The organism is Variovorax sp. Soil_C_39, from assembly GCF_057656815.1.
The window spans coordinates 1-21,029 of record NZ_JBDGJQ010000009.1 but is presented as its reverse complement, the minus strand read 5'-3'; the positions used below and the strand labels follow the sequence as shown (position 1 = coordinate 21,029).

At 65.9% G+C, this 21,029-nt stretch carries 24 protein-coding genes and 1 pseudogene; 17 read left to right on the top strand and 8 right to left on the bottom strand.

Annotation, left to right across the window (positions count from 1 at the left end; all coding sequences use genetic code 11):
• Positions 1-105: 105 nt before the first annotated feature.
• Together AC3A6J_RS20990 and AC3A6J_RS20985 are read right to left on the bottom strand one after the other, a co-directional pair.
• Positions 106-432, bottom strand: a complete 327-nt coding sequence (locus AC3A6J_RS20990; RefSeq protein ID WP_487861923.1) for a hypothetical protein — start codon at positions 430-432, stop codon at positions 106-108.
• Between the two features lie 94 nt (positions 433-526).
• Positions 527-699, bottom strand: a pseudogene (locus AC3A6J_RS20985) (IS3 family transposase); the annotation flags it as partial.
• Between the two features lie 141 nt (positions 700-840).
• Here AC3A6J_RS20985 and AC3A6J_RS20980 point away from each other — a divergent pair.
• The gene (locus AC3A6J_RS20980; RefSeq protein ID WP_487861922.1) at positions 841-1,527 is read left to right on the top strand and encodes a GNAT family N-acetyltransferase; all 687 of its coding nucleotides are present in this window, start codon (positions 841-843) and stop codon (positions 1,525-1,527) included.
• Positions 1,528-1,547: 20 nt separating this feature from the next.
• Positions 1,548-1,919, top strand: a complete 372-nt coding sequence (locus AC3A6J_RS20975) for a hypothetical protein (protein ID WP_487861921.1) — start codon at positions 1,548-1,550, stop codon at positions 1,917-1,919.
• Between the two features lie 220 nt (positions 1,920-2,139).
• On the opposite strand, the gene AC3A6J_RS20970 is transcribed toward AC3A6J_RS20975, so the two are convergent.
• The 4 genes from AC3A6J_RS20970 to AC3A6J_RS20955 form a co-directional block, all read right to left on the bottom strand.
• A complete protein-coding gene (locus AC3A6J_RS20970; RefSeq protein ID WP_487861920.1) occupies positions 2,140-2,379 on the bottom strand; it encodes a hypothetical protein in 240 nt (79 codons plus the stop codon).
• Between the two features lie 339 nt (positions 2,380-2,718).
• Positions 2,719-3,033 carry a hypothetical protein gene (locus AC3A6J_RS20965; protein WP_487861919.1) on the bottom strand — a complete coding sequence of 105 codons (315 nt, stop codon included), beginning with the start codon at positions 3,031-3,033 and terminating at the stop codon, positions 2,719-2,721.
• Between the two features lie 105 nt (positions 3,034-3,138).
• A complete protein-coding gene (locus AC3A6J_RS20960; RefSeq protein ID WP_487861918.1) occupies positions 3,139-4,041 on the bottom strand; it encodes an MlaA family lipoprotein in 903 nt (300 codons plus the stop codon).
• Between the two features lie 143 nt (positions 4,042-4,184).
• Positions 4,185-4,982, bottom strand: coding sequence for a MipA/OmpV family protein (locus tag AC3A6J_RS20955; RefSeq protein ID WP_487861917.1), 798 nt, complete (start codon positions 4,980-4,982; stop codon positions 4,185-4,187).
• A 440-nt stretch (positions 4,983-5,422) separates the two neighbouring features.
• Between AC3A6J_RS20955 and AC3A6J_RS20950 the strand changes: the two genes are divergently transcribed.
• Entirely contained in the window at positions 5,423-6,115 is a 693-nt protein-coding gene (locus AC3A6J_RS20950) for a response regulator transcription factor (RefSeq protein ID WP_487861916.1), read from the top strand.
• Positions 6,084-7,439, top strand: a complete 1,356-nt coding sequence (locus AC3A6J_RS20945) for an ATP-binding protein (RefSeq protein WP_487861915.1) — start codon at positions 6,084-6,086, stop codon at positions 7,437-7,439. Before AC3A6J_RS20950 ends, AC3A6J_RS20945 begins: the two co-directional genes overlap by 32 nt.
• A gap of 384 nt (positions 7,440-7,823) precedes the next feature.
• Here AC3A6J_RS20945 and AC3A6J_RS20940 read toward each other — a convergent pair whose 3' ends face one another.
• Entirely contained in the window at positions 7,824-8,384 is a 561-nt protein-coding gene (locus tag AC3A6J_RS20940) for a DUF421 domain-containing protein (protein ID WP_487861914.1), read from the bottom strand.
• Positions 8,385-8,649: 265 nt separating this feature from the next.
• Here AC3A6J_RS20940 and AC3A6J_RS20935 point away from each other — a divergent pair, with 265 nt between their 5' ends.
• A complete protein-coding gene (locus AC3A6J_RS20935; RefSeq protein ID WP_487861913.1) occupies positions 8,650-9,159 on the top strand; it encodes a GNAT family N-acetyltransferase in 510 nt (169 codons plus the stop codon).
• Positions 9,160-9,321: 162 nt separating this feature from the next.
• Positions 9,322-9,966, top strand: a complete 645-nt coding sequence (locus AC3A6J_RS20930) for a DUF1697 domain-containing protein (RefSeq protein ID WP_487861912.1) — start codon at positions 9,322-9,324, stop codon at positions 9,964-9,966.
• Positions 9,967-9,981: 15 nt separating this feature from the next.
• On the opposite strand, the gene AC3A6J_RS20925 is transcribed toward AC3A6J_RS20930, so the two are convergent.
• Positions 9,982-10,611, bottom strand: coding sequence for a DUF5701 family protein (locus AC3A6J_RS20925; RefSeq protein WP_487861911.1), 630 nt, complete (start codon positions 10,609-10,611; stop codon positions 9,982-9,984).
• A 79-nt stretch (positions 10,612-10,690) separates the two neighbouring features.
• On the opposite strand from AC3A6J_RS20925, the gene AC3A6J_RS20920 reads away from it, so the two are divergent.
• The 11 genes from AC3A6J_RS20920 (at position 10,691) to AC3A6J_RS20870 (ending at position 20,678) form a co-directional block, all read left to right on the top strand.
• A complete protein-coding gene (locus tag AC3A6J_RS20920) occupies positions 10,691-11,446 on the top strand; it encodes a TetR/AcrR family transcriptional regulator (RefSeq protein WP_487861910.1) in 756 nt (251 codons plus the stop codon).
• Positions 11,447-11,563: 117 nt separating this feature from the next.
• Entirely contained in the window at positions 11,564-11,974 is a 411-nt protein-coding gene (locus tag AC3A6J_RS20915; RefSeq protein ID WP_487861909.1) for a nuclear transport factor 2 family protein, read from the top strand.
• Positions 11,975-11,985: 11 nt separating this feature from the next.
• Entirely contained in the window at positions 11,986-12,429 is a 444-nt protein-coding gene (locus AC3A6J_RS20910; protein WP_487861908.1) for a MerR family transcriptional regulator, read from the top strand.
• A 174-nt stretch (positions 12,430-12,603) separates the two neighbouring features.
• Positions 12,604-12,882, top strand: coding sequence for an FAD-dependent monooxygenase (locus AC3A6J_RS20905; protein WP_487861907.1), 279 nt, complete (start codon positions 12,604-12,606; stop codon positions 12,880-12,882).
• Positions 12,883-13,136: 254 nt separating this feature from the next.
• On the top strand, positions 13,137-13,493 hold the full coding sequence (locus AC3A6J_RS20900; protein WP_487861906.1) for a hypothetical protein: 357 nt from the start codon (positions 13,137-13,139) through the stop codon (positions 13,491-13,493).
• Entirely contained in the window at positions 13,490-14,098 is a 609-nt protein-coding gene (locus AC3A6J_RS20895) for a hypothetical protein (RefSeq protein ID WP_487861905.1), read from the top strand. Before AC3A6J_RS20900 ends, AC3A6J_RS20895 begins: the two co-directional genes overlap by 4 nt.
• A 365-nt stretch (positions 14,099-14,463) precedes the next feature.
• The gene (locus AC3A6J_RS20890; RefSeq protein WP_487861904.1) at positions 14,464-14,826 is read left to right on the top strand and encodes a hypothetical protein; all 363 of its coding nucleotides are present in this window, start codon (positions 14,464-14,466) and stop codon (positions 14,824-14,826) included.
• A 140-nt stretch (positions 14,827-14,966) separates the two neighbouring features.
• Positions 14,967-17,117, top strand: a complete 2,151-nt coding sequence (locus tag AC3A6J_RS20885) for a TonB-dependent siderophore receptor (RefSeq protein WP_487861903.1) — start codon at positions 14,967-14,969, stop codon at positions 17,115-17,117.
• 17 nt (positions 17,118-17,134) lie between these two features.
• Positions 17,135-17,893, top strand: coding sequence for an ABC transporter ATP-binding protein (locus AC3A6J_RS20880; protein ID WP_487861902.1), 759 nt, complete (start codon positions 17,135-17,137; stop codon positions 17,891-17,893).
• Positions 17,890-19,317, top strand: coding sequence for an ABC transporter permease (locus AC3A6J_RS20875; RefSeq protein WP_487861901.1), 1,428 nt, complete (start codon positions 17,890-17,892; stop codon positions 19,315-19,317). The genes AC3A6J_RS20880 and AC3A6J_RS20875 overlap by 4 nt, the downstream gene beginning before the upstream one ends.
• Positions 19,314-20,678 (top strand): ABC transporter permease, encoded by a 1,365-nt coding sequence (locus AC3A6J_RS20870; protein ID WP_487861900.1) that lies wholly within the window; start codon positions 19,314-19,316, stop codon positions 20,676-20,678. The genes AC3A6J_RS20875 and AC3A6J_RS20870 overlap by 4 nt, the downstream gene beginning before the upstream one ends.
• Positions 20,679-21,029 lie beyond the last annotated feature (351 nt).

Here is a 21,029-nt window from a genome sequence, read left to right as displayed (position 1 = left end):
AGTGCAGGCACACGGTTGCTGCAATGACGGAGTGGTCCAGGGCGCCGCATCGGGCGTCGGAATCCGTAAAGCGACCTCAGACGAGGTGCAATGTGTCGAAGAGGCTCAGGCGCTCTTGGGAGGGCGGCGCAGGCCCTCGAGATGAGGCGAAGCTCGCATTGGATCGTCGGCCTGCCGGGGGAGCCCTGATCCGGCGGCACTGCAGGTGATGGACACGCAAGCGGTGCCAGCCAGTGCGGCAAGGTCCAGCGCGGGTTCTCCAAAAGGCTGCGCCGGTTGATCGTCGATCACATGGTCGTCCATGGACCCATGCAGATCGCTGCGCTTGCCTTCGCCCGCCAGGCTCGCTGCCTGCTCGTGCAAGTCGAGTGCCTCGGCAAAGCGCTGCTCGGTGACGGCCAGGCTCGACCAGAGCATGAGGACGGCGAGCAAGACTGCGATGACATGGGGGGGCATTGAGCCGCCAGTGTACAGGCGAGCACTCGGGATTGTCGCCCCGGCATTGGCGCGGGCTGCTTGGTCTAAGTCAAACCGCCCCAGCAGTGGCCTGACTTGCGAATTGCCGGTGGTAGTTTGTCTCGGCTTCGTCGGGCAGGATGTACCCGATGGGTTCGAGCAGGCGATGGTGGTTGAACCAGGAGACCATTCGAGCGCCGCGAGTTCCACGGCTTCCTCTGAAATCCATGGCGCCCGGCGATGGGAATCCGCGGCTCCCGATCGCTCTTGCCTGCTGCCGGCTCGTCCGATTTGGTTCGGATGCTGCCTGCCAGTGCGTGCGCAGGAGCTGTTCATCGCAGGCGCCGATCTCGAACTCGAAGGCATCCGATGCGGGCGCAGGCGATGCACGACTGGCCCTCCAACTCGCCGACCATCGTCGCGTTGCATGTCGTCCCGAATCGAAGTACTGTGCGGACCTTCAACGATTTTGGGGCAGACCTCATGACAATACCTGGCATCCAGATTGTCGAGGCGGCCGATGAAGCCCGCGCTGTTGCTGCCGTGGTGCTGGCGTTCGGCTCGGACCCGGCGGCGCGCTGGACATGGCCTGAACCCGAGCAGTACCTCCGGCACTTCCCGGCGTTCGTCCATGCCCTCGGGGGCAAGGCATTTTCCCATAGGAGCGCCTATTGCATGGACGACCATGCAGGCGCGGCGCTGTGGCTGCCACCGGGAGTCAGTCCGGACGAAGAAGCGCCAATGGCCCTGCTGCAGCGCACGGGCTCGGCGGGCTTCAGACGGGACGGCCCGGCGGTTTTCGAGCAGATGGGGCAGTATCACCCGCAAGAGCCGCATTGGTATCTCCCGTTCATCGGGGTCGATCCCTCCCGTCAGGGCGAGGGGTTCGGTGCGGCCCTGCTGAAACACACGCTCGCTCCGTGCGACCGTGAGGGCGGGTTGGCTTACCTCGAATCGTCCAACCCGAAGAACATTCGGCTGTATGAGCGGTATGGGTTCAAGTTGCTGGGTACGATCCAGGTGGGAACCGCGCCTCCCATCTTCCCGATGCTGCGCACGCCGCGGCGGTGAGCGCACCCAAGGAGTGCCGCATGGATGAACGGTCCGAGCGATCCGATCTGCTGGCGGCCCTGACGACGGAGCATTTCGTGCTGCAGACGGCGAACAACTCGACGTACTCGGAGGCCGCCGCCCGAAGCACGCTCTATGTCATGGCGCTTTCGAGCTCGCTGGTGGGCATCGGTTTTGTCGCCGGCTCCACGGACCTGCTGATCCCGTTCGCTGCGTTCGTGCTTCCCGTGGTGTTCCTGCTGGGTACCAGCGCTGGCGCATCGAGGAGCGGTCTGGAACGCGGCCGTCCGAGTGACCACGTCAAAAGTCATCCGAGGACAAGCAAGGTCATGCGGTGGTTTGGACGGGCGAAGTGGCAGGCGTCCAGGAACGTCCGGTGTTGGCGACTGTAGCCGGTCGCATCGCCATCGTGAAAAGGCCTGAGCTGCTGTATCGACTTCTCCAAAGCAGACACCTCAAGTCGCCGGAGCGGATTCCTCGCTACGCCAGGGATTCACCTGCAAGTTTTCTCTGCACAGATCGTCTGCGTGAACAGTGGTAGCAGGCCGGCCCGACCCGAGACGATCGCTCGGAACCGGGTTGCCCGCCCTGGCGGGTTCGAATTCGATGACGTCAGCCATCTCCGCGGCCATCGCCTTCTCGCTCTTGAGCCCACTTCATCGCCAGCTCCCTGGCTCGGTGGAGCGCCAGCCCGGCTGTGGCGTGGCTCTCCGGATCAAGCACCAGGGTGCGGATCTGGTCGTCTGGTGGCGCCTTGTAGCGCACCGTCGCCTGAAACCCACCCGAGGGCAACTGCTCGCCGCTGCACAGGAACCGCCACCCTTGGTAGTCGAGGGTCTCCATCTCGTCCATCTTTGCCTTCCTGTCGAAAGTCTCTATTAGAGGCACTGTGACCTGCCCCCTGCTGCCGGGCCATTCATAACGAGGAAGTCCGGGGTTTCTCCGGACACGCCTGCGGCGCGAGCCCTGGGGCCTTGCGCCGGATCCCGGGTCAGAGCCTCTGCTCCCGTACAGCATGGCAGACCCTCACTCCCCTTTCCAGAGAACACACGGCCGAAGTCCTTTCGCGGCTGGCCGATGTCGACGCAGGAGATGGGCGCTTTTCAGGCAGCCGGTGCTGCTTGATCGCCTGCGGGTTGCGGCCCCGCCTGATTGCAAAGCGGTGTCGGCACGATAGGCCGGAATAGGCGGTCACGATGCCCCGGAATACCCATCTGCCGCGTCGGTCTCGAATTCCTGACCGGTCGGGTCGCTCAGGAGGTGCCGACTCTGTTGAGCTGCCCAACGATGGGCGTCGAAGAATCGCCTGGACCGCACGAGCTCTTCGTTGCCGAGATTGCCCGGGCCACGCGCGAACTCTTCCTGCCGCGCGATGAAACACGCAATCAGTTCGCGCACGTTCCCGAAGCACCCTTCGAGCGACTGTGCATACGCGAGCCTCGCGACCATGGTGTCGTTCAGGGTCGGCAACGTGCCTTTGATCGACACCGAGAAAGTATCGTTCATGGACATGAGGGGTCGTTTCAGCGGAGATCCCTCGTGAGCACCTTCGTACAAGCCGGGAAAATTACGGACAAACCGCGGGATGCGTGGGACCATGGCTCACGCCTTTCAATTGTCGCCAGACCGTGTGTCACCGTCCTGGATTTGACCCTCGCGCCTTTGCATCCAGACGTCTCGAATCAATGCATAGTCGTCGAGGGCGTCCGCGCGAATGGCATCCAAGGGGAGCGCCTGGGTGCGGCTGTTGGCGAGTTGAACGAGCTTCAGGCTCCACACGACGGCTTGGTTGTCGACGTATCCCAATGGCGCCAACGGGGAGTCGAGGAACCCCCCAGAAATATCGCGAATGGTGCGCGGTCCCATAAACGGCACCACCACAAAGCGCGACGTCTCCCATCCCCAGACCGCAAGGGTCTGGCCGAAGTCCTCGTTGCTGCGACGAAGACCCAGCGACGCCGCGGGGTCGAAGAGGCCCGCAATGCCTATGGTGCTGTTGGTCGCGAATCGGCCCAGCGTTCGCAAGGCTTCAACGGGGCGCGCCTGCAGAAGCTGGTTCGCGAGTGTCCGGGGCGATTGAAGGTTCGAGAAGAAGTTGGTGACGCTTCTTTGGACTGGAGCAGGCGTGACCGTGTCGTAGGCCTTTGCAAGAGGCCGCGCAAAGTACGCATCCACCTTGAGATTGAATTTGTGAGCGCCACGGTTGTAGCCTTCCCAGGGGTCCTCAATGGTGGCTTCCCGTTCGGGCTGCATGTTCGCTTTCGCGGTGTTGGCAGGGTCCACAGCAGTGCCCGGATTCGAAGACCCGTCGTTCCCGTGAGCTGCTGGGTAAGCAGTGATCGCAGGCAATTCATCCGCAGTGCCCACTCGAGATTGAGCCGCCGGTGGTGGCATGGCTCGGGCCGCGGCGCTCGCACGCGATTGCGCCATCGCGGGGCCGGAGCACGTGAAGGCGACAACGCTCAATAGCAGGCATATCGCGCGGGAGATGGTGAAGTCGTTAGGTTGGAACATACAAATGATTCCTCAGGAGGTGATGGCTGTGCCGGGCGCCTGCCTTTGCGCCGTCTTGCGATGGGAGACCATGCGGAACAGATGTGGGAGTGCATGCCTGGGTCGCTCCGGACCCACGGCGGCGGGGCCGAGTCGCCAAGCCGTCAGAAGCGGTAGCTGTATCCGAAAAGTACCTGTGTCTGATTCGACCGGTCGACCAGCGGACTGTTCTCTATCTCCTTGCCCATCGCGGTCACGCTGACGTCCATGAACACGGCGTGGCGAGGATCGATCAGATAGGTCGAGCGCAATCCGATCTCCGTGGCCACGGTGGCTTGGCCCAGATACGTGGGGCGCGTTGCAGTGACTTCCTCGTCGCGCACGCCGTAGTAGTAGTCGACGTATTTCTTGTCCAGCCAAGTCACGCCGAGCCGTGGAACGAAGACAAAGCTGCCCGCAGAGAAGCTCTTCTCAGCGCCCAGCCTGATCTTTTGACCTTTGCTGTTGCCGGAAGCACCCGTCCATGTGACCTTCAGGTCCACCAGGTCGGAGCGCCAGCCGGCAGTTGCGCCGAGCCAGACACCGCCCTTGCGCTTCGCCATGCCTGCCAGCGCAGGCGAATCATCGGCTTCGTAGCCAGTCTGGTCGTAATTGGCCACGAGACCGAAGTTGAAAGAGCTGCGCGGACCGAGTTCGATGCCAGGCAATTTGACTTCCAATCCTGGACCGAGCACGCGCACCCATCTGTTCTCATACGAAATCAGTGGCCCTCCGACGGTGTCGCGCTTCTTGCCGGCATACATGGATTGCTTGCTGCCTACAGCAAGGCCCAAGCCCCAGCGACTTTCCGCTTCGGGCGTATCCAAGGTTTGGGCCGCAACTGGATTGAAGATGCCCAGCGCGAGGACGCTCGAAAGGGACCAAGAAACATAGATCGCAATGTGTCGATTTGGCAGATGCATACCAGGATCCAGCAGAGTTGAAGAGTCCAGATGGTCGAAGGGATGGCCTTACTGCCAACTTACCGCTGTGGAGGCAAGTTTTTTGAGACCCGGTAAGGTTGGAGAAAGGCCCCCGCAGCGACAGTGGGCACTGCGCTGTTCGCCTTTTTTTTCATGTTCATTCGCTCCGCAGTCAACCCGCCTTTGCGGCCGCGCCCTCCTTCGGGGCACTCTGGGCCTGCTCGCACGCCATGTTGGGCAAGGACGCTCTATCTCAGCGTAATGTTCGCTGCGGTGAGTGCCGCAGGTCTGCAAATAGCTTTGGTTGGCGGGCCAGTCCTATGGACGCGCGCAGCACCACCACCCGCGCCTCATCCACGCGTTCGGTTGGTCGTCAGCCTTGATATGCTGCGCGGGATGGCAGTCAGTACCTCACTGGGCAGCGCGCCCCGGTTCGCGCGATGAAGAACCGCATCCTCCTGGTCGAGGATCACCCGCGACTGACCAAGCTCCTGGTCAATGCCCTTGAAGAGGCCGGCATTGCCGCCGACGCCGTGGAACGCGGTGAGGACGCTTGGGGCGCGACCAGGGAGTTCGACTATGCCGCACTGGTGCTGGATCGGGGCCTTCCCGACGGTGATGGGCTCGCGCTGCTGCGACGCCTTCGGACAGCAGGCTCACGACTGCCATGCCTGGTGTTGACGGCGCGCGATGCGCTGCACGACAGGGTGGACGGACTGGAGTCCGGTGCCGACGACTACCTGCCTAAACCTTTCGCGATGGACGAGCTTGTGGCGCGGGTCCGGGCGCTTCTGCGGCGACCAGCCAACCAATGGCGGGTTCCGGTAACGGCGTTCGGCGACCTTCGCCTGATTCCGGAGGCGGGCGAGATGGCCTGTGGAGGCCAGCACGTGGCGCTTGCCGCGGCGGAATTTCAGCTCATCATGCTGTTGGTGCAGCGCGGCGGCGAGACGGTGCGCCGCAGCGCACTGGAGGCGGCGGGTTGGGGTTTCATCGAGCCTGTCACGGCCAACGCTTTCGACGTGGCCATGTACCGACTGCGCCGCAAGCTCTCGGTCATCGGCTCCCGGCTCGAGATCGAGAACTTGAGGGGGCTGGGCTATGCGCTTCGCCAGACCGAACTGGATCGATAGTCTCTCCTTTCGCGTCGTGCTGGCCTACCTCGCCGGCAGCGTGCTGAGCACCGGACTGATCGCCGTATTTGTCGTCTCGCTGCTGGGTCAGCCATTGATGTCGGGGGGCACAGTAGCAACGGACCTGATCGAGTCGTTGCGGTTCGACGCACAAGGGCAGCCGATCGCCCCGGCTCATTCAGAGGAGTATTCGTGGATTTTCGACACCGTCAAGACGGAAGTGACTTACCGGGTCGTGGACGATCAGGGCAACGTGGTGCTTGCGCCCGGGACGGACCGTCGCCCTCTGAGCGCTATCCTTGATGAAGGCACCTTCGCAGTCACCCTCGACGGAGTGAATCTGCGCGGCCGGACTTTCCTCGTTCTGAATGAGGGACGCCGTTGGTTCGTACAGTTCGCCGCCAGCCAGCGTCTGAGCGACCGCTTGCGCAACGACTTGTGGTTGCCGTTGGTGGGGTCCGGCGCGGTGATTGCCGGCGGCGTGCTGCTGATCGTGCTGGCGGCATTGACCGCCTACACCTTGGCGCGTGTGCTGCGACCACTGCGCGACGTGTCTGCTGCGGTCACGCGCATCACACCCGACGCACTCGACGCACGCCTGAACGAGACGCGCGTCCCGACGGAGATCCGGCCGCTGGTGCACAGTTTCAACGGCGCCCTGGCGCGCCTGGAGCGCGCATTCCAGGTGCAGCAGGAGTTTTTGGCTGCAGCGGCCCATGAACTCAAGACGCCCTTGACCTTGATTCGAGGACAGCTCGAAGCTGAGCCCACGCTTGTCGGCCGCGTCTCCCTGCTCAAGGACGTCGAGCGCATGACTCGCCAGGTGCAACAGCTTTTGCACCTGGCCGAGGCGAGCGAACCCCAGAACTACCGCTTCGGCACCGTGCAGCCGCAGGAGCTGGTGGCGGAAGTCTGTGCCTACATGCAGCGGCTTGCCGACTCCGCGGGCGTTCGGATCGAGTCGCAGGTTGCGGCGGATGTGCGGCCATGGAAGGGAGATCATGGCGCGCTATTCACGCTGCTGAAGAATCTCCTGGAAAACGCGATCCAGCATGCTTCGCCCGGCAGCGAGGTGCGCGTCGAAGTTTCTCCGACTGAACTCTGCGTGGCCGACGAGGGCCCGGGCGTGGAAGAAGCAGAGTTGCCGAAACTCTTTGTCCGCTTTTGGCGAGGCATGAGCCGACGCGATGAGGGGGCCGGCCTCGGGCTCGCAATCTGCCAGCAGATCGCTCACGCGCATGGCGGATCGTTGAGCGCCGAACTGGTCCGGCCTGGCCTGCGCATGCGCATGCGATTTGGTAGCCAGTCCGCTTCCCAGACCTGAACGCAAAGGAGCCCAAGAACCCATCAGGAGTTGAGGATGGCTCGTCGCTCTGGACTGGGCGGTGCCTGCCGAGCCAGGAGCGCCGCGGCGCCTCGCGCGGCGAAACCCTGACCCACCTGTGCCCTGGTGGCGCGAACCGCACAGTCGCAGTGGCTCACTTGATGGCAGGAGCCCTCCGTTCTATCCGCATGACGATGGAAGGCGCGGCGCCCGGCCCCGGCGCTGATCCAGCGTCGATCCCGGGATACGTCTAGAGCCGGACGGGGCTTGAGCCGCGGGGGCGAACGTCGTAAGCACCGTGCAGGGGCCGCCATCACGAGCTGCTTGGTACGCCTTTGGCGACCTGGCCTGCCAGCTCTTTCCGCGTAGGACGCTGTGGATGAGCTACGGCGCCTTCGCCGCTCGCGCGTCAGTCCGGGTTGCCTTCCGGTCGACGTTCATTCCCTGGAGCACCGGGGCGCCCGCCCCGCTCTGGCGCAGCACGACGCTGCAGGATCCCTCGGTCTCCAGCACGACCGCACGCACCTCCGAAAGTTGGCCGAAGCCTGCGGCGCGCACCGCGGCAAAGACCTCTGCGGGCGTGACGCGCGTGTGGCGCAAAGCGTCGTGAAGCAGATGCCCTTCATAAGCGAGGAGCGTGGGCTCGCTCGTGACCAGGCGCCGCACCCACCCGATGCGCACGCTCAGCCAGGTGACCGCGAACTGCATGAAGACCAAGAGCGCCAGGCCCGCCAAGCCCTGAGCGAGGCTGACGTCCTTGTTCAGCAATATGGTTGCCAAGGTGGAGCCGAGCGCGACCGTGACGACCAGGTCGAACGCGTTCATCTTCGAGAGGGTTCTCTTGCCCGAAGCGCGCAGCAGCAGCACCAGACAGGCGTACGCGACGAGCCCGAGGGCAAGGGTTCGGCCGAGGGGCAGCAGGCCATCGAACAGAAACTCCGGCATGGTGATCTCCTTTCAGCGAGCGGCGGGAGTCCGGCGCGCCGGCGCTCCCAATCTGGACAGTATGGTTCGTCGTGTCGCCTCGAACGGCGGCCGGCGCCGCCTTGACCTTGAAGGCCGTTGAGTGCGTGCGGCGGGGTCTTCTGCTCATCTTTGCTCCAGTCTTCACAGGCGAGATCCTCGCCAGTAGGAGCACAGTCTCCACGCCTGTCGGGATGTTCAGATTTCCGGGGCCAGCTCTATAGAATCACTGCACCCGATATCCGCCATGAGTTCCATCTCGTTTCGCACCCTGCACTCATCTGATTTCGCGATGCTCCACGACTGGCTGTGCCGCCCGCACGTGGCCGAGTGGTGGACGCCCGTGCCAACGCGCGCCGAGGTCGAGGCCGAGTTCACGCCGATGCTGGTGTCCGACTCGCCCCACCGGGGCTACATCGCACTGCTCGATGGGCAGCCGCTGGGTTTCATCCAGTCGTACGTGGTGATGGGTTCTGGCGACGGCTGGTGGGAAGACGAGCGCGACCCGGGCGCGCGAGGCATCGACCAGTTCCTGGCGCATGCGGATCAGCTGAATCGCGGACTCGGCAGCGCGATGGTGCGCGCCTTCACCGACCAGTTGTTCGCCGACCCGGCCGTGACGCGGATCCAGACGGATCCGTCGCCGCGCAACGCCCGCGCGATCCGCAGTTATGCCAAGGCCGGCTTCCGCGCGTTGGGCGAGGTGGTCACGCCCGATGGGCCGGCGCTGCTGATGGTGCGCGAACGCGGCGCCTGAGTCGCTGCGGGCGTAGCGTCGAGGCCGCACCACATGTGAAGCCTCGACAGGAACCCGCCGTCGAGCGCAGTGGCCATCCGCTCGACGCCCGAGACCGCACGTCGCCCTCCACCTGGAGCTGCTCACGGTCGCACCTCACCAGGCTTGCAGGAAGGAGTATTCATGGCAGACCGCCCGAAAACGACAAGCATCTCGAAAGCCAAAACCGCGGCCGGCTCGTCTGCGAAATCCTCTGCCCCGCAGGCCGGGAAGACCATGAAGCCTGCCAAGGCAGAGGAATTTCGCTGTGTCGCACTGCTCCGGGGCGTCAATGTCAACGGCATCACGATCCGCAGCGCCGAGCTCAAGGCACTGTTTGTCGGAATGGGCCTCGATGCGGTGCGCACGGTGCTCGCCAGCGGCAACGTGCTTTTCGACACCTGCGAGCGTGATGCTGACGCCTTGCGACTGCGCATCGAATGCGGCCTGCGCGAACGCTTCGGCTACGACGCCTGGATCGTCCTGCTCCGGCAAGACACGATGGCCGACATGGCGGCCGCTTACCCTTTCGAACGCATCGACGATGAGCGCCATCCCTACATGGTGTTCGGCTCGGATCCGGCCATGCTCGACGATGTGATGGAGAAGGCGGGCCGGGTCGATCCTGCGACCGAGCGGTTGGAGCGCGGCAAGGGCGTCCTCTACTGGCAGGCACCGCGCGGCGAGAGCACCGACACACCGGTTGCAAAGCTGCTCGCCAAGACACGCTACAAGTCGAGCACCACGACACGCAACCTTCGTACGATCGAGAAGCTGCTGGTGGCGTGAGCGCCTCGACAGAGCTCACGTCCAGATCATCACCCCGCGCGATCGAGCGCTGCATGAGGCGAATCCGAGCCAAGTGTGCGGATTGCCTTCCCAACACCAACCCAGCTTGGGTTGCTTGCCGCTGAGCCAGAGCGCCGGCACGCGCTTGTCGCCGCCGCGCGAGCCCAGCATCATGAAGCACCGGTTGGGCTGAAGAAACTCAGGGCATTGGGAAAGAACCGCGACACCTTCTTCCATGGTGAGCGGCGAGCGTCCCTGCGCAGCAAGACGTGGCTGTGCTTCGCGAGGTACGGCATTCAACGACGCGTTGCCGCGGTCGATGTCGAGCAGGAGATAGGCGTGGCCTTCGGGTATCTGCACCTCCTCGATCGGCCGGAAGTACTCCGGCCGGCGCGGAAACAGCCGCTCGATCGCGTGCTGCGCGCCTCGCGCCACGCGCGGCAAGGTCAGCTGTATGGGGGCCCGCGCGCAATTCACGACCACTACGAAGCCGATCGTTCCCGCCTCGATGTCCGTTTGCGGCAAGTCTGCCGGAATGTGCGCACGCAGCGGCGCCAGGCCCGCACGCAAATGCGCGGCGGAACAGCCGAGCAGTTGCGGATAGCCCAGGACCACCAGCCGCTCCACCTGATTGTCGAAGTCCATCGAGGCCACACTTTTATGCGTACATGGTACGCTATTATAGGGTCCGTTCTTCAACTTCCGTCTTTCTGAGGAAGACAACTTGCCAACAGACTTCTCGGGGCGCGGCGACCCCCAAGCCACGCTCGCACTCCTCTGGGGATTGCCACGTCCCGTCAAACGCGGTCGCCAGCCCAATCTCACGCCGTCCTCGATCGGCTCCGCAGCGATGGAGATTGCCGACCGAGGCGGATTGGAGGCGTTGACGATGCGCGCGCTCGGCGACAAGCTCGGGGTGTCTGCCATGTCGCTCTACCGCTACGTGCCAGGCAAGGCCGAGTTGCTCGACCTCATCCTTGAGCAGGCCTACGCCGAACTGCCGATCGACTTGCCGGACGCCCATTGGGAAAGCCAGCTGCGGCGCGTTGCATTGGACGCCTGGGAGCTCTACGCGCGCCATCCATGGATGCTCGACATCTCGACTTACCGAGCCTCGCTCGGTCCCCACTCGATCAGGAAGTACGAGCGTGAGCTGAGCGCGGTCGCCAACGCAGGTCTCTCCGACCTCGAAATGGACCTGGTGGTCGCGGCAGTTTCCGACTACGTTCGAGGCGCGGCGCGCGCAGTGGCTGAGGCTCGGGCTGCGGCCCAGGTGACGGGCCGGTCGGACGAGGAATGGTGGGCGATGCATTCCGACTTGTTGCAGCAACTCGTCGATCCGAACGCTTTTCCGCTGGCAACGCGCATCGGTGCGAAGGCGGGCGCAGAGTACGGCGGCACGACCGATCCCTGCCGTTCGTTCGACTTCGGGCTGGCGCGTCTGATTGCCGGCATACGAGCCATGGTTGAGCAGAATTAGCCGGGTTGGAAGTCCCTCGGGCTTCAAGCCAGGAGCCGTGGTGCAACTGCCACTTGACCTAGAGTGCACTCTAGCTGGCCCAATCCCCGCTCCTCTCATTTTTACCGGAGCTGAACCATGCAAGCGAACAAGGCGCTCATGCAAGAAATCTTTTCCCAACTCTCGATCGGCAATGGCCGGCCATTGGTGGACGCGATGGCCGAGGATTTCTGCTGGACCTTCAAAAGCGGCGGGCCCTGGCGCGGCAGCTACCGCGGCAAGCGATCGGTCCTCGAGGATCTGCTCGGGCCGCTCATGGCGCAATTCGCCGACCGCTACACCAACACCGCCCGGCGCTTCATCGCCGAAGGCGACCACGTGGTGATCGAATGCCAAGGCAGGGTCACGACAAAGGCGGGGCAGCCGTATCACAACCAGTATTGCTATGTCTGCCGACTTGAAGACGGCCAGCTCAAGGAGCTGACCGAGTACATGGACACCGCGCTGGCCGAATCGGTGCTGGCGCCGCCCGCGAGGCAGGGCGCATGAGCGACGGCGGCTTGGGCATCGGCGATCTGGCCACGCGCATCGGCCGCAGCGTGCACACGATCCGCTGGTACGAGTCGCAGGGACTCATGCCCGGGGTCGTGCGCGACGCGGGCGGCCGGCGCGTCTACCACGCGACGCACGTGGGCTGGCTGGAACTCATCGACAGGCTGCGCACCACCGGCATGTCGGTCGCCCAGATGCGCGAGTACACCGCGCTGGTGCGGCAGGGTCGCAGCAGCCTGCAACAGAGGAAGGAACTGCTGGAAGTGCACCGCGCGCGAGCGGAGGCCACCATCGCACAGTGGAGGCAGTCGCTCGAACTGATCGACGGCAAGATCGCCTTCTACGACGAGTGGCTGGCCACGGGCCAGCCACCGCCACTGCCGGCGCCGCACCGCGGTACTTCTACCCCGCCGGCAGGAGCGCCGCGGCGCCGTCGCCCGGCGAAACCCTGACCTGCTTGCACCCCGACGGCGCGGCTCGGCTCCTGCTGGCCACGCGGCTCGCCCTGGGTACCTCGCGAGCGTCGCGAGCCAGTACCAAGGCGGCCCCGGCACGGGGCCGCTGTCCGCGCCAAACAGAGAGGACAAGCAAATCATGACAGAAGATGGCGAGCACCGAACCCGGGGGTGACAGCCCCGATCGAATCCATCGCAAGCGGCGAACACGCGGTGCTGATCGTGGGCGCAGGCCCGACCGGAGTGATGCTCGCTGGCGAACTGGCGCTGGCCGGGCGCGATGTGGCCGTTTTGGCGCGGCGCCTGACGCAGGAGATCGAAGGTTCTCGCACAGGCGAACTGCACGCTCGCACCATCAAGATCTTCGATCAACGGGGAATAGCCGAGCGATTCCTTTCGGAAGGTCGGACCGCGCAACTCACGGCGTTCGGTCACAGCCCCTCGACATAGGGACGTTCCCCCGCAGCACAACATGGGTTGGCGCTGTGGCAGAAGCACATCGGGCGCATCCATATGTCCATCGACCGGTTGAATCCGTCGCCACCACCGGTGATTGGCGAAGAGCTGCTGCTCGTGCGGGCCTCATCGGACGCTGTGCCCATGAATCCTCCCGTTGAGGCCCACACGTAGATGAACGCGGGAACGTCGATGACGGGCAGCCGCAGCTCTACACACATTTACGTGTCCACCATATAATGTGTAAGATGAACATCACGTTCTCTTTCGACGATGCACTTCTAACCGCAGCCAAGGTCATGGCGGCAAAGCAAAACACGTCCGTCAACGCTCTGGTTCGCCAAGCGCTGGAACACGTGGTAGCCACTGACGGTGCCGTCGCCATGAGTGGCAGTTCAGGTGTGGCCCAGGCTCTCGTGGATTACTCAATGGGACGAAAGCCGAGGCTGGCCACGATGCAGGAACTGGCAATCGACGACTACGGGGTGCTCATCAGGCTGCTGAACGAGGCAGGGCTGCCCCATCCGATGGTCCCGCTGGTGCAGCGCGAAGCAATGGCAGTTCAACTCGCTGAAGTTCTCAAGGCGGCGGGGAGCAAGTCGTGAGGCGCCCCATCTCGGTAGTCCTTCCAGACACCGGTCCCCTCATCTCGCTCGCTGCGGGCGGCGCACTGGATCTCCTTTTGCTCGCGCGCCATGACGTGAGGATCGTGGTCACGGACATGGTCCATTTTGAAGCGACTCACCGTGCCGACGAATATGCAGACGGCGCTGCGATCGCGAGCTTTCTTGCGAAAAACCAGGGAGGTGTCGATGTCGTCCCAACGACGATAGGGCAGTTCGCACTGCCCGAGTTGAAGCGTCGCCTGGCGGCAGGGGAGCAGGTCTCGATGCCGCAGGATCTGGGCGAGTTGTCGATCACGAATTTTGTCATCTCGATTCGGCAGTCAAACCCGGGCGACCCGATGCTGGTCCTCATCGAAGACGATTGGTTCATCGGGAACTCCTACGCGGTTCCGGGCAACGTGCATCTGCTCTCGACGGCGTCCTTCCTCGATGGACTCGAGAAGGCGGGTGTGATTCCTTCAGCCGCAGAGGTCCGAAGACGCATCCAACAGCAGCGTCTGCACTTTCGCTCGGATTGGCATGTCGACCAGGAAGCAGCAAAAATCGACGACGGCACGGAGTGGACGAGCAGGTTCCGTGGGTAACCAGTGAAGGCGGGAAGCGGGCCGCTTGCGGTCTTCGCTGTCGGCAAACGGCCCGACGCGAGCTTCGTATAGAGCCTGCAATTTAGCCGGTGAGTTCCAAGTTAAGCGAGACAAAATCCGAAGAATTCCATCCTGAGTGGAATGACGGTTCCAAACGCATGGATCGATCGGCGCCTACCGGGTTGCTTCAAAGGGGCGCGGGTCTCATCGCACCGGATAGCCAACACGAGCATTGTGCTGCAAACGGCAGCGGGCACAACCTGCCGCAGGAGGCACCGCACGCCTTCGCCGCCGCTGTAGCGGAGCTGACCCGTCTCTGAACCATTGCGGGCCAGGATCCGACAGTATGATTCCGGGCCCTCGCCATGCCATTGCTCCTGCGCCACGCCCTGATCCGTCTGCTGCTGCTGGCCGTGTTCTTCAACACGGCCATCGGCATGCCTGCCCACCAGACGGTGCACCTGCAGGACGCCACGGCGGCAGCGGTGCTTTCGGCGCATCCGGCGGCTGACGAGGCCGTTGACGCGGAGCATGGCAGCGAAGCCCACGGCGCCTGCGCGTGGTGTCTTGCCTATGCGCACCTGGGCATCACGCCCACGGCATCGGGCGCCACGCGTGCCGTAGCCTGGCGGTCCGATCTCCCGCGCCCGCAGGCACGGGCGGCATTCGTCCCCGACCCCTGCCACTGGCCGTTCGCCTCGCGCGACCCGCCACAAGCCGTCTCCTGAAGAAGCCCGCCGCTGCGGCGGTGCCTTGGCCCCTGCGCACTCCCGTGGCGCCCGGTCTGAAACCGCGTGCCCCGGGGCGGCGTGCGTCCGGCATTGGCCGGCTCGCTGCCGCGCTCTCCATTTCCTTCTCGAGTCGGCTCATGATCTCCATCCAACGTCCCGCGCCCGGTGCGCCCTTCCCCCTGGCCGTCGCGCTTGCCGCGCTGTTCGCCGGGCCCGTCCTTGCCCAATCCACGCAGCCGCCGGCCGCGGCCGAGCTCTCGACCATCGAAGTCATCGGCCGCACCGAATCGGGCGCCTATCACGCGGAGGAGGCCGCCGGCGCCAAGACCGAGCTGCCGCTGCGCGAACTGCCGCAATCGGTGCGCATCGTCACGCGCCAGGCCATCGACGACCTCGGCGCCACCCGTCTCGACGACGTGCTCGACTACGTGGGCGGCGTCTCGCGCCAGAACAATTTCGGCGGCCTCTGGGACAACATCGCGATCCGCGGCCTGCCCGGCAACGAGAGCACCGGGATGGCCACGCTGCTGAACGGCTTCTCGTCGAACCGCGGCTTCAACGCCCCGCGCGATCTCGCGGGCGTCGAGCGCATCGAGTTCCTCAAGGGCACGGCCGCGGCGCTCTACGGCAGCAGCGAGCCCGGCGGCACGCTCAACATCGTTTCCAAGCGCCCGCTCTGGACCGCCGCACACGCGGTCGAAGCCTACGGCGGCAGCCATGGCCTGAAGCGCGGCGCGTTCGACAGCACCGGCCCCATCGGGGAGAACTTTGCCTACCGCCTCAACGCCGCGGTGGAAGAGCGCGGCAGCTTTCGCGACCACGTGCGCTCCGAACGCCAGGTGATCGCGCCGGCCTTCACTTGGAAGCTCGGCCGCGACACGCTGCTCGAGTACGCGGGCGAAGTGCTGCGGCACAAGACCCCGCTGGACCGCGGCGTGGTCGCGGTCAACAACCGCCTCGGCGCCATTGCGCGCAGCCGCTTCCTCGGCGAGCCGGCCGATGGCGACGTGACTGTGGAGAACCACACGCACCAGTTCGTGCTGTCGCACGAATGGAGCACCAACTGGCGCAGCCGGATCGGCCTTTCCTACCGCGAGACCTCGATCAACGGCTTCGCCACCGAGGCCAACGCGCTGCAGGCCAATGGCAACCTGACGCGCCAGCGGCGCTTTCGCGACTTCGACTCCCACGACACCGCGCTGCAGGCGGAGCTGCAGGGCAAGGTGCGCACGGGCGACATCGAGCACGAGCTGCTCTTCGGCGCGGAGAGCTTCCGCTTCGCGATGGATTCGGTGATGCTGCGCGCCAACCCCAGCGCCGCGCGGCCCTACGCCATCAACATCTACAACCCGGTCTACGGCCAGGTGCAGCCGGTGCCGGGTGCCAACACCGACACGCTCGAGCACCAGCGCGGCAGGGCGTTCTATGTGCAGGATGCGATCAAGCTCGCACCCGAATGGCGGCTCGTGGCCGGCGTGCGCGTGGACAACTACCGCCAGTCGCTGCTGAACCGCCGCACGAACACCGCGGCGAGCCAGGCCCCCTCGTCCACCTCGCCGCGCATCGGCTTGAGCTGGCTGCCGACGCCGCAATGGACCCTCTACGCGAACGCGGGCCGCTCGTTCCGCCCGAACGTCGGATCGGACTTCGCGGCCAACAGCTTCCAGCCCGAGACCGGCCGCGCCCTGGAGCTCGGCGCCAAGTGGGAAAGCGCCGACCAGCAAATCGGCGCCACCGCGGCGCTGTTCGACATCCGCAAGCGCAACGTGCTGACTTCCGACCCGGTCAACACCGGCTACTCGGTCTCCGCGGGCGAGGTCCGCAGCCGCGGGCTCGAGCTCGACTTCGCCGGGCAGGTCACCCGGAACTGGCGCGTCAACGCGAGCCTGGTGTTCAACGACGTCGAAGTCGCCAGGGACAACAGCCTCGAGGTCGGCGGGCGCCTGCTCAACGTGCCGAAGGTCAACGGCAGCGTGCTCGCGGTCTACGAGAACGCCCTGGCCAACGGGCAGCGCTACGGCATCGGCGGCGGCATCACCCATGTCGGCAAGCGCCTGGGCCAGGCCCGCACGCAGGCGGAGGCGAATGCCGGCACGCCCGCTTTCGATTTGCCCAGCTACACCACGGCCAAGCTGGTCGCATACTGGCGCTTCAGCCCCGCGCTGCGGCTGACGCTGGACGTGGACAACGTTTTCGACAAGACCTACTACGCGAGCTCCTACAGCCGCGTGTGGGTGACGCCCGGCACCGCACGCACCATCACCGTCGGTCTGCAGGCCCGGTTCTGAACGACCGAGGAAACACCGTGAACCGGACCAATACCGCACCGCCGCGCGCAGCGCATCACCCTGCCCTGCAAGCCAGCGCCGTGGTCGCCGGCTACGGCGCCCACACCATCCTGCACGGGCTGGACCTCACGGTCGAAGCCGGCGAGATCTATGCCCTGCTGGGCGCCAACGGCGCCGGCAAGACCACCACATTGAGCCTGTTCCTGGGCTTCGTGCAGCCCGCGAGCGGCCACGTGCGCGTGAACGGTACCGACCCGGTGACGGACCCGACGGGCGCACGGCGCCAGCTCGCCTACATCCCCGAGAACGTCGCGCTCTACGAGCACCTGAGCGCGCGCGAGAACGTGGCCTACCTGCTCCACCTCGCGGGCCAGCCCGCCAGCGCGCAGGACATCGACGCGGCACTGGCCACGGCAGGGCTGGATGCCGCCGCGCACGGGCGGCGCGTGTCGGGGTTCTCGAAAGGCATGCGCCAGAAGGTCTCGATCGCGCTCGCGCTCGCACGCCAGGTGCCGGCACTGCTGCTCGACGAACCCACCTCGGGACTCGACCCGCAAGCCACCACCGAGTTCAGCCGCCTGCTCGGGCTGCTGCGCGCCCAGGGCGTGGCCGTGCTCATGGTGACGCACGACCTGCTCGGCGCGGCCGACGTGGCCGACCGCATCGGCTTCATCGAACGCGGGCGGTTGATCGAGGAAGTCGCCGCCTCGGGCGCCGAACGCTTCGACGTGCGTGCACTGCACCGGCGCTACGCGGGCCAGGAGGCGCAACGGTGAGCGCGGCACTGCACATCGCGCGCGAGGAATGGCGCCTGCTGCGACGCGACCGCGTCGCGGTGCTCGGGCTCGCGCTGCTGCTGCTCTTGACCGCCGTCGCCGCCTTCACTTCCTGGGAGCAACGCCGCGCGACGGACGCCGAGCGCACGCGCCACCAGGCGCAGGTCGACCATGAGTTCGAGGCCCAGCCCGACCGGCACCCGCACCGCATGGTGCACTACGGCCACTTCGTGTTCCGGCCGCTCAAGGCGCTCGCCGCCTTCGACCCCGGCGTCGACGCGTACACGGGCCACACGCTCTTTCTCGAAGGGCACCGGCAGAACAGCGCCAACTTCGGCGACGTGCGGCAGTCGTCGCTCCTGCTGCGCTTCGGCCAGCTCACCCCGGCCTTCGTGCTGCAGGTGCTCGCGCCGCTGCTGCTCATCTTCGTGGGCCATGCGGCGCTCGCGCGCGAGCGCGAATCGGGCACCTTGCGCGTGCTGCTCGCGCAGGGCGTGCGGCCGCGGCAGATCGTCGCAGGCAAGCTGCTCGCGCTGGGCGGCGTGGCGGCCGCGGCGCTGCTGCCCGCGCTGCTCGCGCTGCTGTGGATCGGCGCCGCCACGCCAGCGCCCGCGAGTCTCGCCCTCATGCTGGCGGCGGGCTACGCGGTCTGGCTGCTGATCTGGGTGGCCGGCATCGTCGGCCTGTCGGCATGCTTTGCGCGCGGCCGCGACGCACTGGTGGCGCTGCTCGCGCTCTGGGCGGTGAGCGTGGTGCTCGTGCCCCGGCTCGCACCCGAACTCGCGGCCTCCGCGCTGGCCCTGCCCACGCGCTTCGAAACCGACATCGCCGTGGCGCGCGACCTCGCCGCGCTCGGCGACAGCCACAATCCCGACGATCCTTACTTCGCCGGCTTCAGGCAGAAGGTGCTCGCGCAGTACGGCGTCACGCGCATCGAGGATCTTCCGGTCAACTACAAGGGCCTGCTCGGCATGGAGGGCGAACGCCTCACCAGCGCCCTCTTCGACCGCTATGCCGACACGAACTTCGACCGCCAAGCCGCGCAGCTGCGCCGCGTCGATACCTTCGCGCTGCTCAGCCCAGTGATCGCGCTGCGCCGCCTGTCGATGGCCGCCGCGGGCACCGACCTGCACAACCACCGCCGCTTCGTCGAGCAGGCCGAGCACCATCGCTATCGCATGGTGCAGGCGCTCAACCGGGTGCAGGCCGAGAAGCTCAGCCTCGCGGGCGACCGCTCGAGCCGCGACAGCCGCATCAGCCATGCGCACTGGCACGGCGTGGCCGACTTCCGCTACGAGCCCGCACGACCGGGCGAGGCGCTGCACCGGGCCGCGCCCGCCGCGGGCGTGCTGCTGCTGTGGCTCGGCGTGCTCGCCGGCTTGCTGGTGGTGGCGACGCGCCGCCTGGGGAGGGCCGTGCGATGAGCTGGCTCGCCCACGAACTGCGCCTCCTGCTGCGCTCGAGGCTCGCGGTCGCCGCGCTGGCGCTGCTGGCACTGCTGTCATCCCTCGCAGTGCTTTCGGGCCTGCGCGAGGTCGAGCGCCAGCGCCAGACCATCGAACGCCTGGCAGCGCTGCAGCAACAGGAACTCGCCACGCAGGCGCGCAAGTACGTCGACGGCGGCGACCCCGGATCCGCCGCCTACTACACCTTCCACGGCACCTGGGACGATCCGTCGCCCACGGCCTTCCTCGCGCTCGGCCTGCGCGATGCCGCGCCCTACGTGCTGCGCGTGCGCGCGCTCGCGCTGCAGGCGCAGCTGCACGAGGGCGAAACCTTCAACCCCGAGCTCGCGCTGGCCGGACGCTTCGATTTCGCGTTCGTGCTGGTCTACCTCGCACCGCTCTTCGTCATCGCGCTGCTCTACGACCTCGTGTCGGGCGAACGCCGCTCGGGCCGGCTCGGCACGCTGCTGGCCATGCCCGGCGCGGGCCGGCGCCTCTGGCTGCGCCGTGCGGGCCTGCGCGCAACGCTGGTCTTCGGCTGCCTCGTCCTGCCGGTGCTGGCCGGCGGGCTGGCGAGCGATAACCCCGCGGCAGCCATCGGCACCGTGCTGCTGGTCACGGCCACCTACCTCGCGGTCTGGACCGGAATCGCGCTGGTCATCGCCATGCGAAGGGGCAGTTCCGCCGCCAACGCGATGGCCCTCATGGGCTGCTGGGCCGTGTTGACGCTGATCCTGCCGACGCTGGCCAATGCCGTGCTCGCACGCGCCGTACCCGTGCACCAGGGCGTGGCGCTGATGCTGGCGCAGCGCCAGACCGTGCACGGCGCATGGGACCTGCCGCGAGAAGCCACGATGGAGAAGTTCTTCCGTACCCACCCGCAGTGGCGAGACACGGCGCCGCTGCCCGCGGGCTTCCACTGGAAGTGGTACTACGCCTTCCAGCAGCTCGGCGACGAGAGCGTCGCCTCGCAGGTGGCGGCCTACCGCGACAGCCTGCTCTCGCGCCAGCGCTGGACCGCGCGGCTCGGATGGCTGCTGCCCGGCGTCGCGGTGCAGGCCGCGCTGCACCGCCAGGCCGACACCGATCTCCAGGCGCAGCTCGCCTACCAGGCGCGCATCACCGACTTCCACAAGCGGCTGCGCAGCTTCTACTACCCCTACCTGTTCAACGACCTGCGCTTCGGGCCACAGGACTTCGCCGCACAGCCGCGCTTCAACCCCACGCCCGATCCAGCGCAGACGCCCATCGGCCAAATGCTGGGACTGCTGCTGGTAGGCACAGCAGTGTTGGCACTCGGCATCGCCGCCGCTGGCCGGGTGCGCCCGGCGAATGACTAGGGAGTAGCACACCATTCCTCATCCGCAAGCAACCGTCGCGCGCTTCAAAGCGCTTGCGTGCCAATGGGTCGACGTTCTGGAACAGGCATCTTCTGGCTTGTCGGGCTGCATGCCTGGCCTCACCAGGCTGGCGGCATGAAGAGGACAGTCCCATCTGGTGTTCCCCGTCGCAGGCGCTCATACCGAAATAGCCAGCTCTTGTTGCCTGACGTTGTGATCTGCAGGTGTTGATTTCCATCCAGAAGTGACCCACTAAGCCCGGCGATTTCCATCTAAATCTGACCCACGTAAGAACCCTAACCTGCTGCTTTTAGCGGCAGGAGCACAGGAGTGATTGACGTGGCGACACTG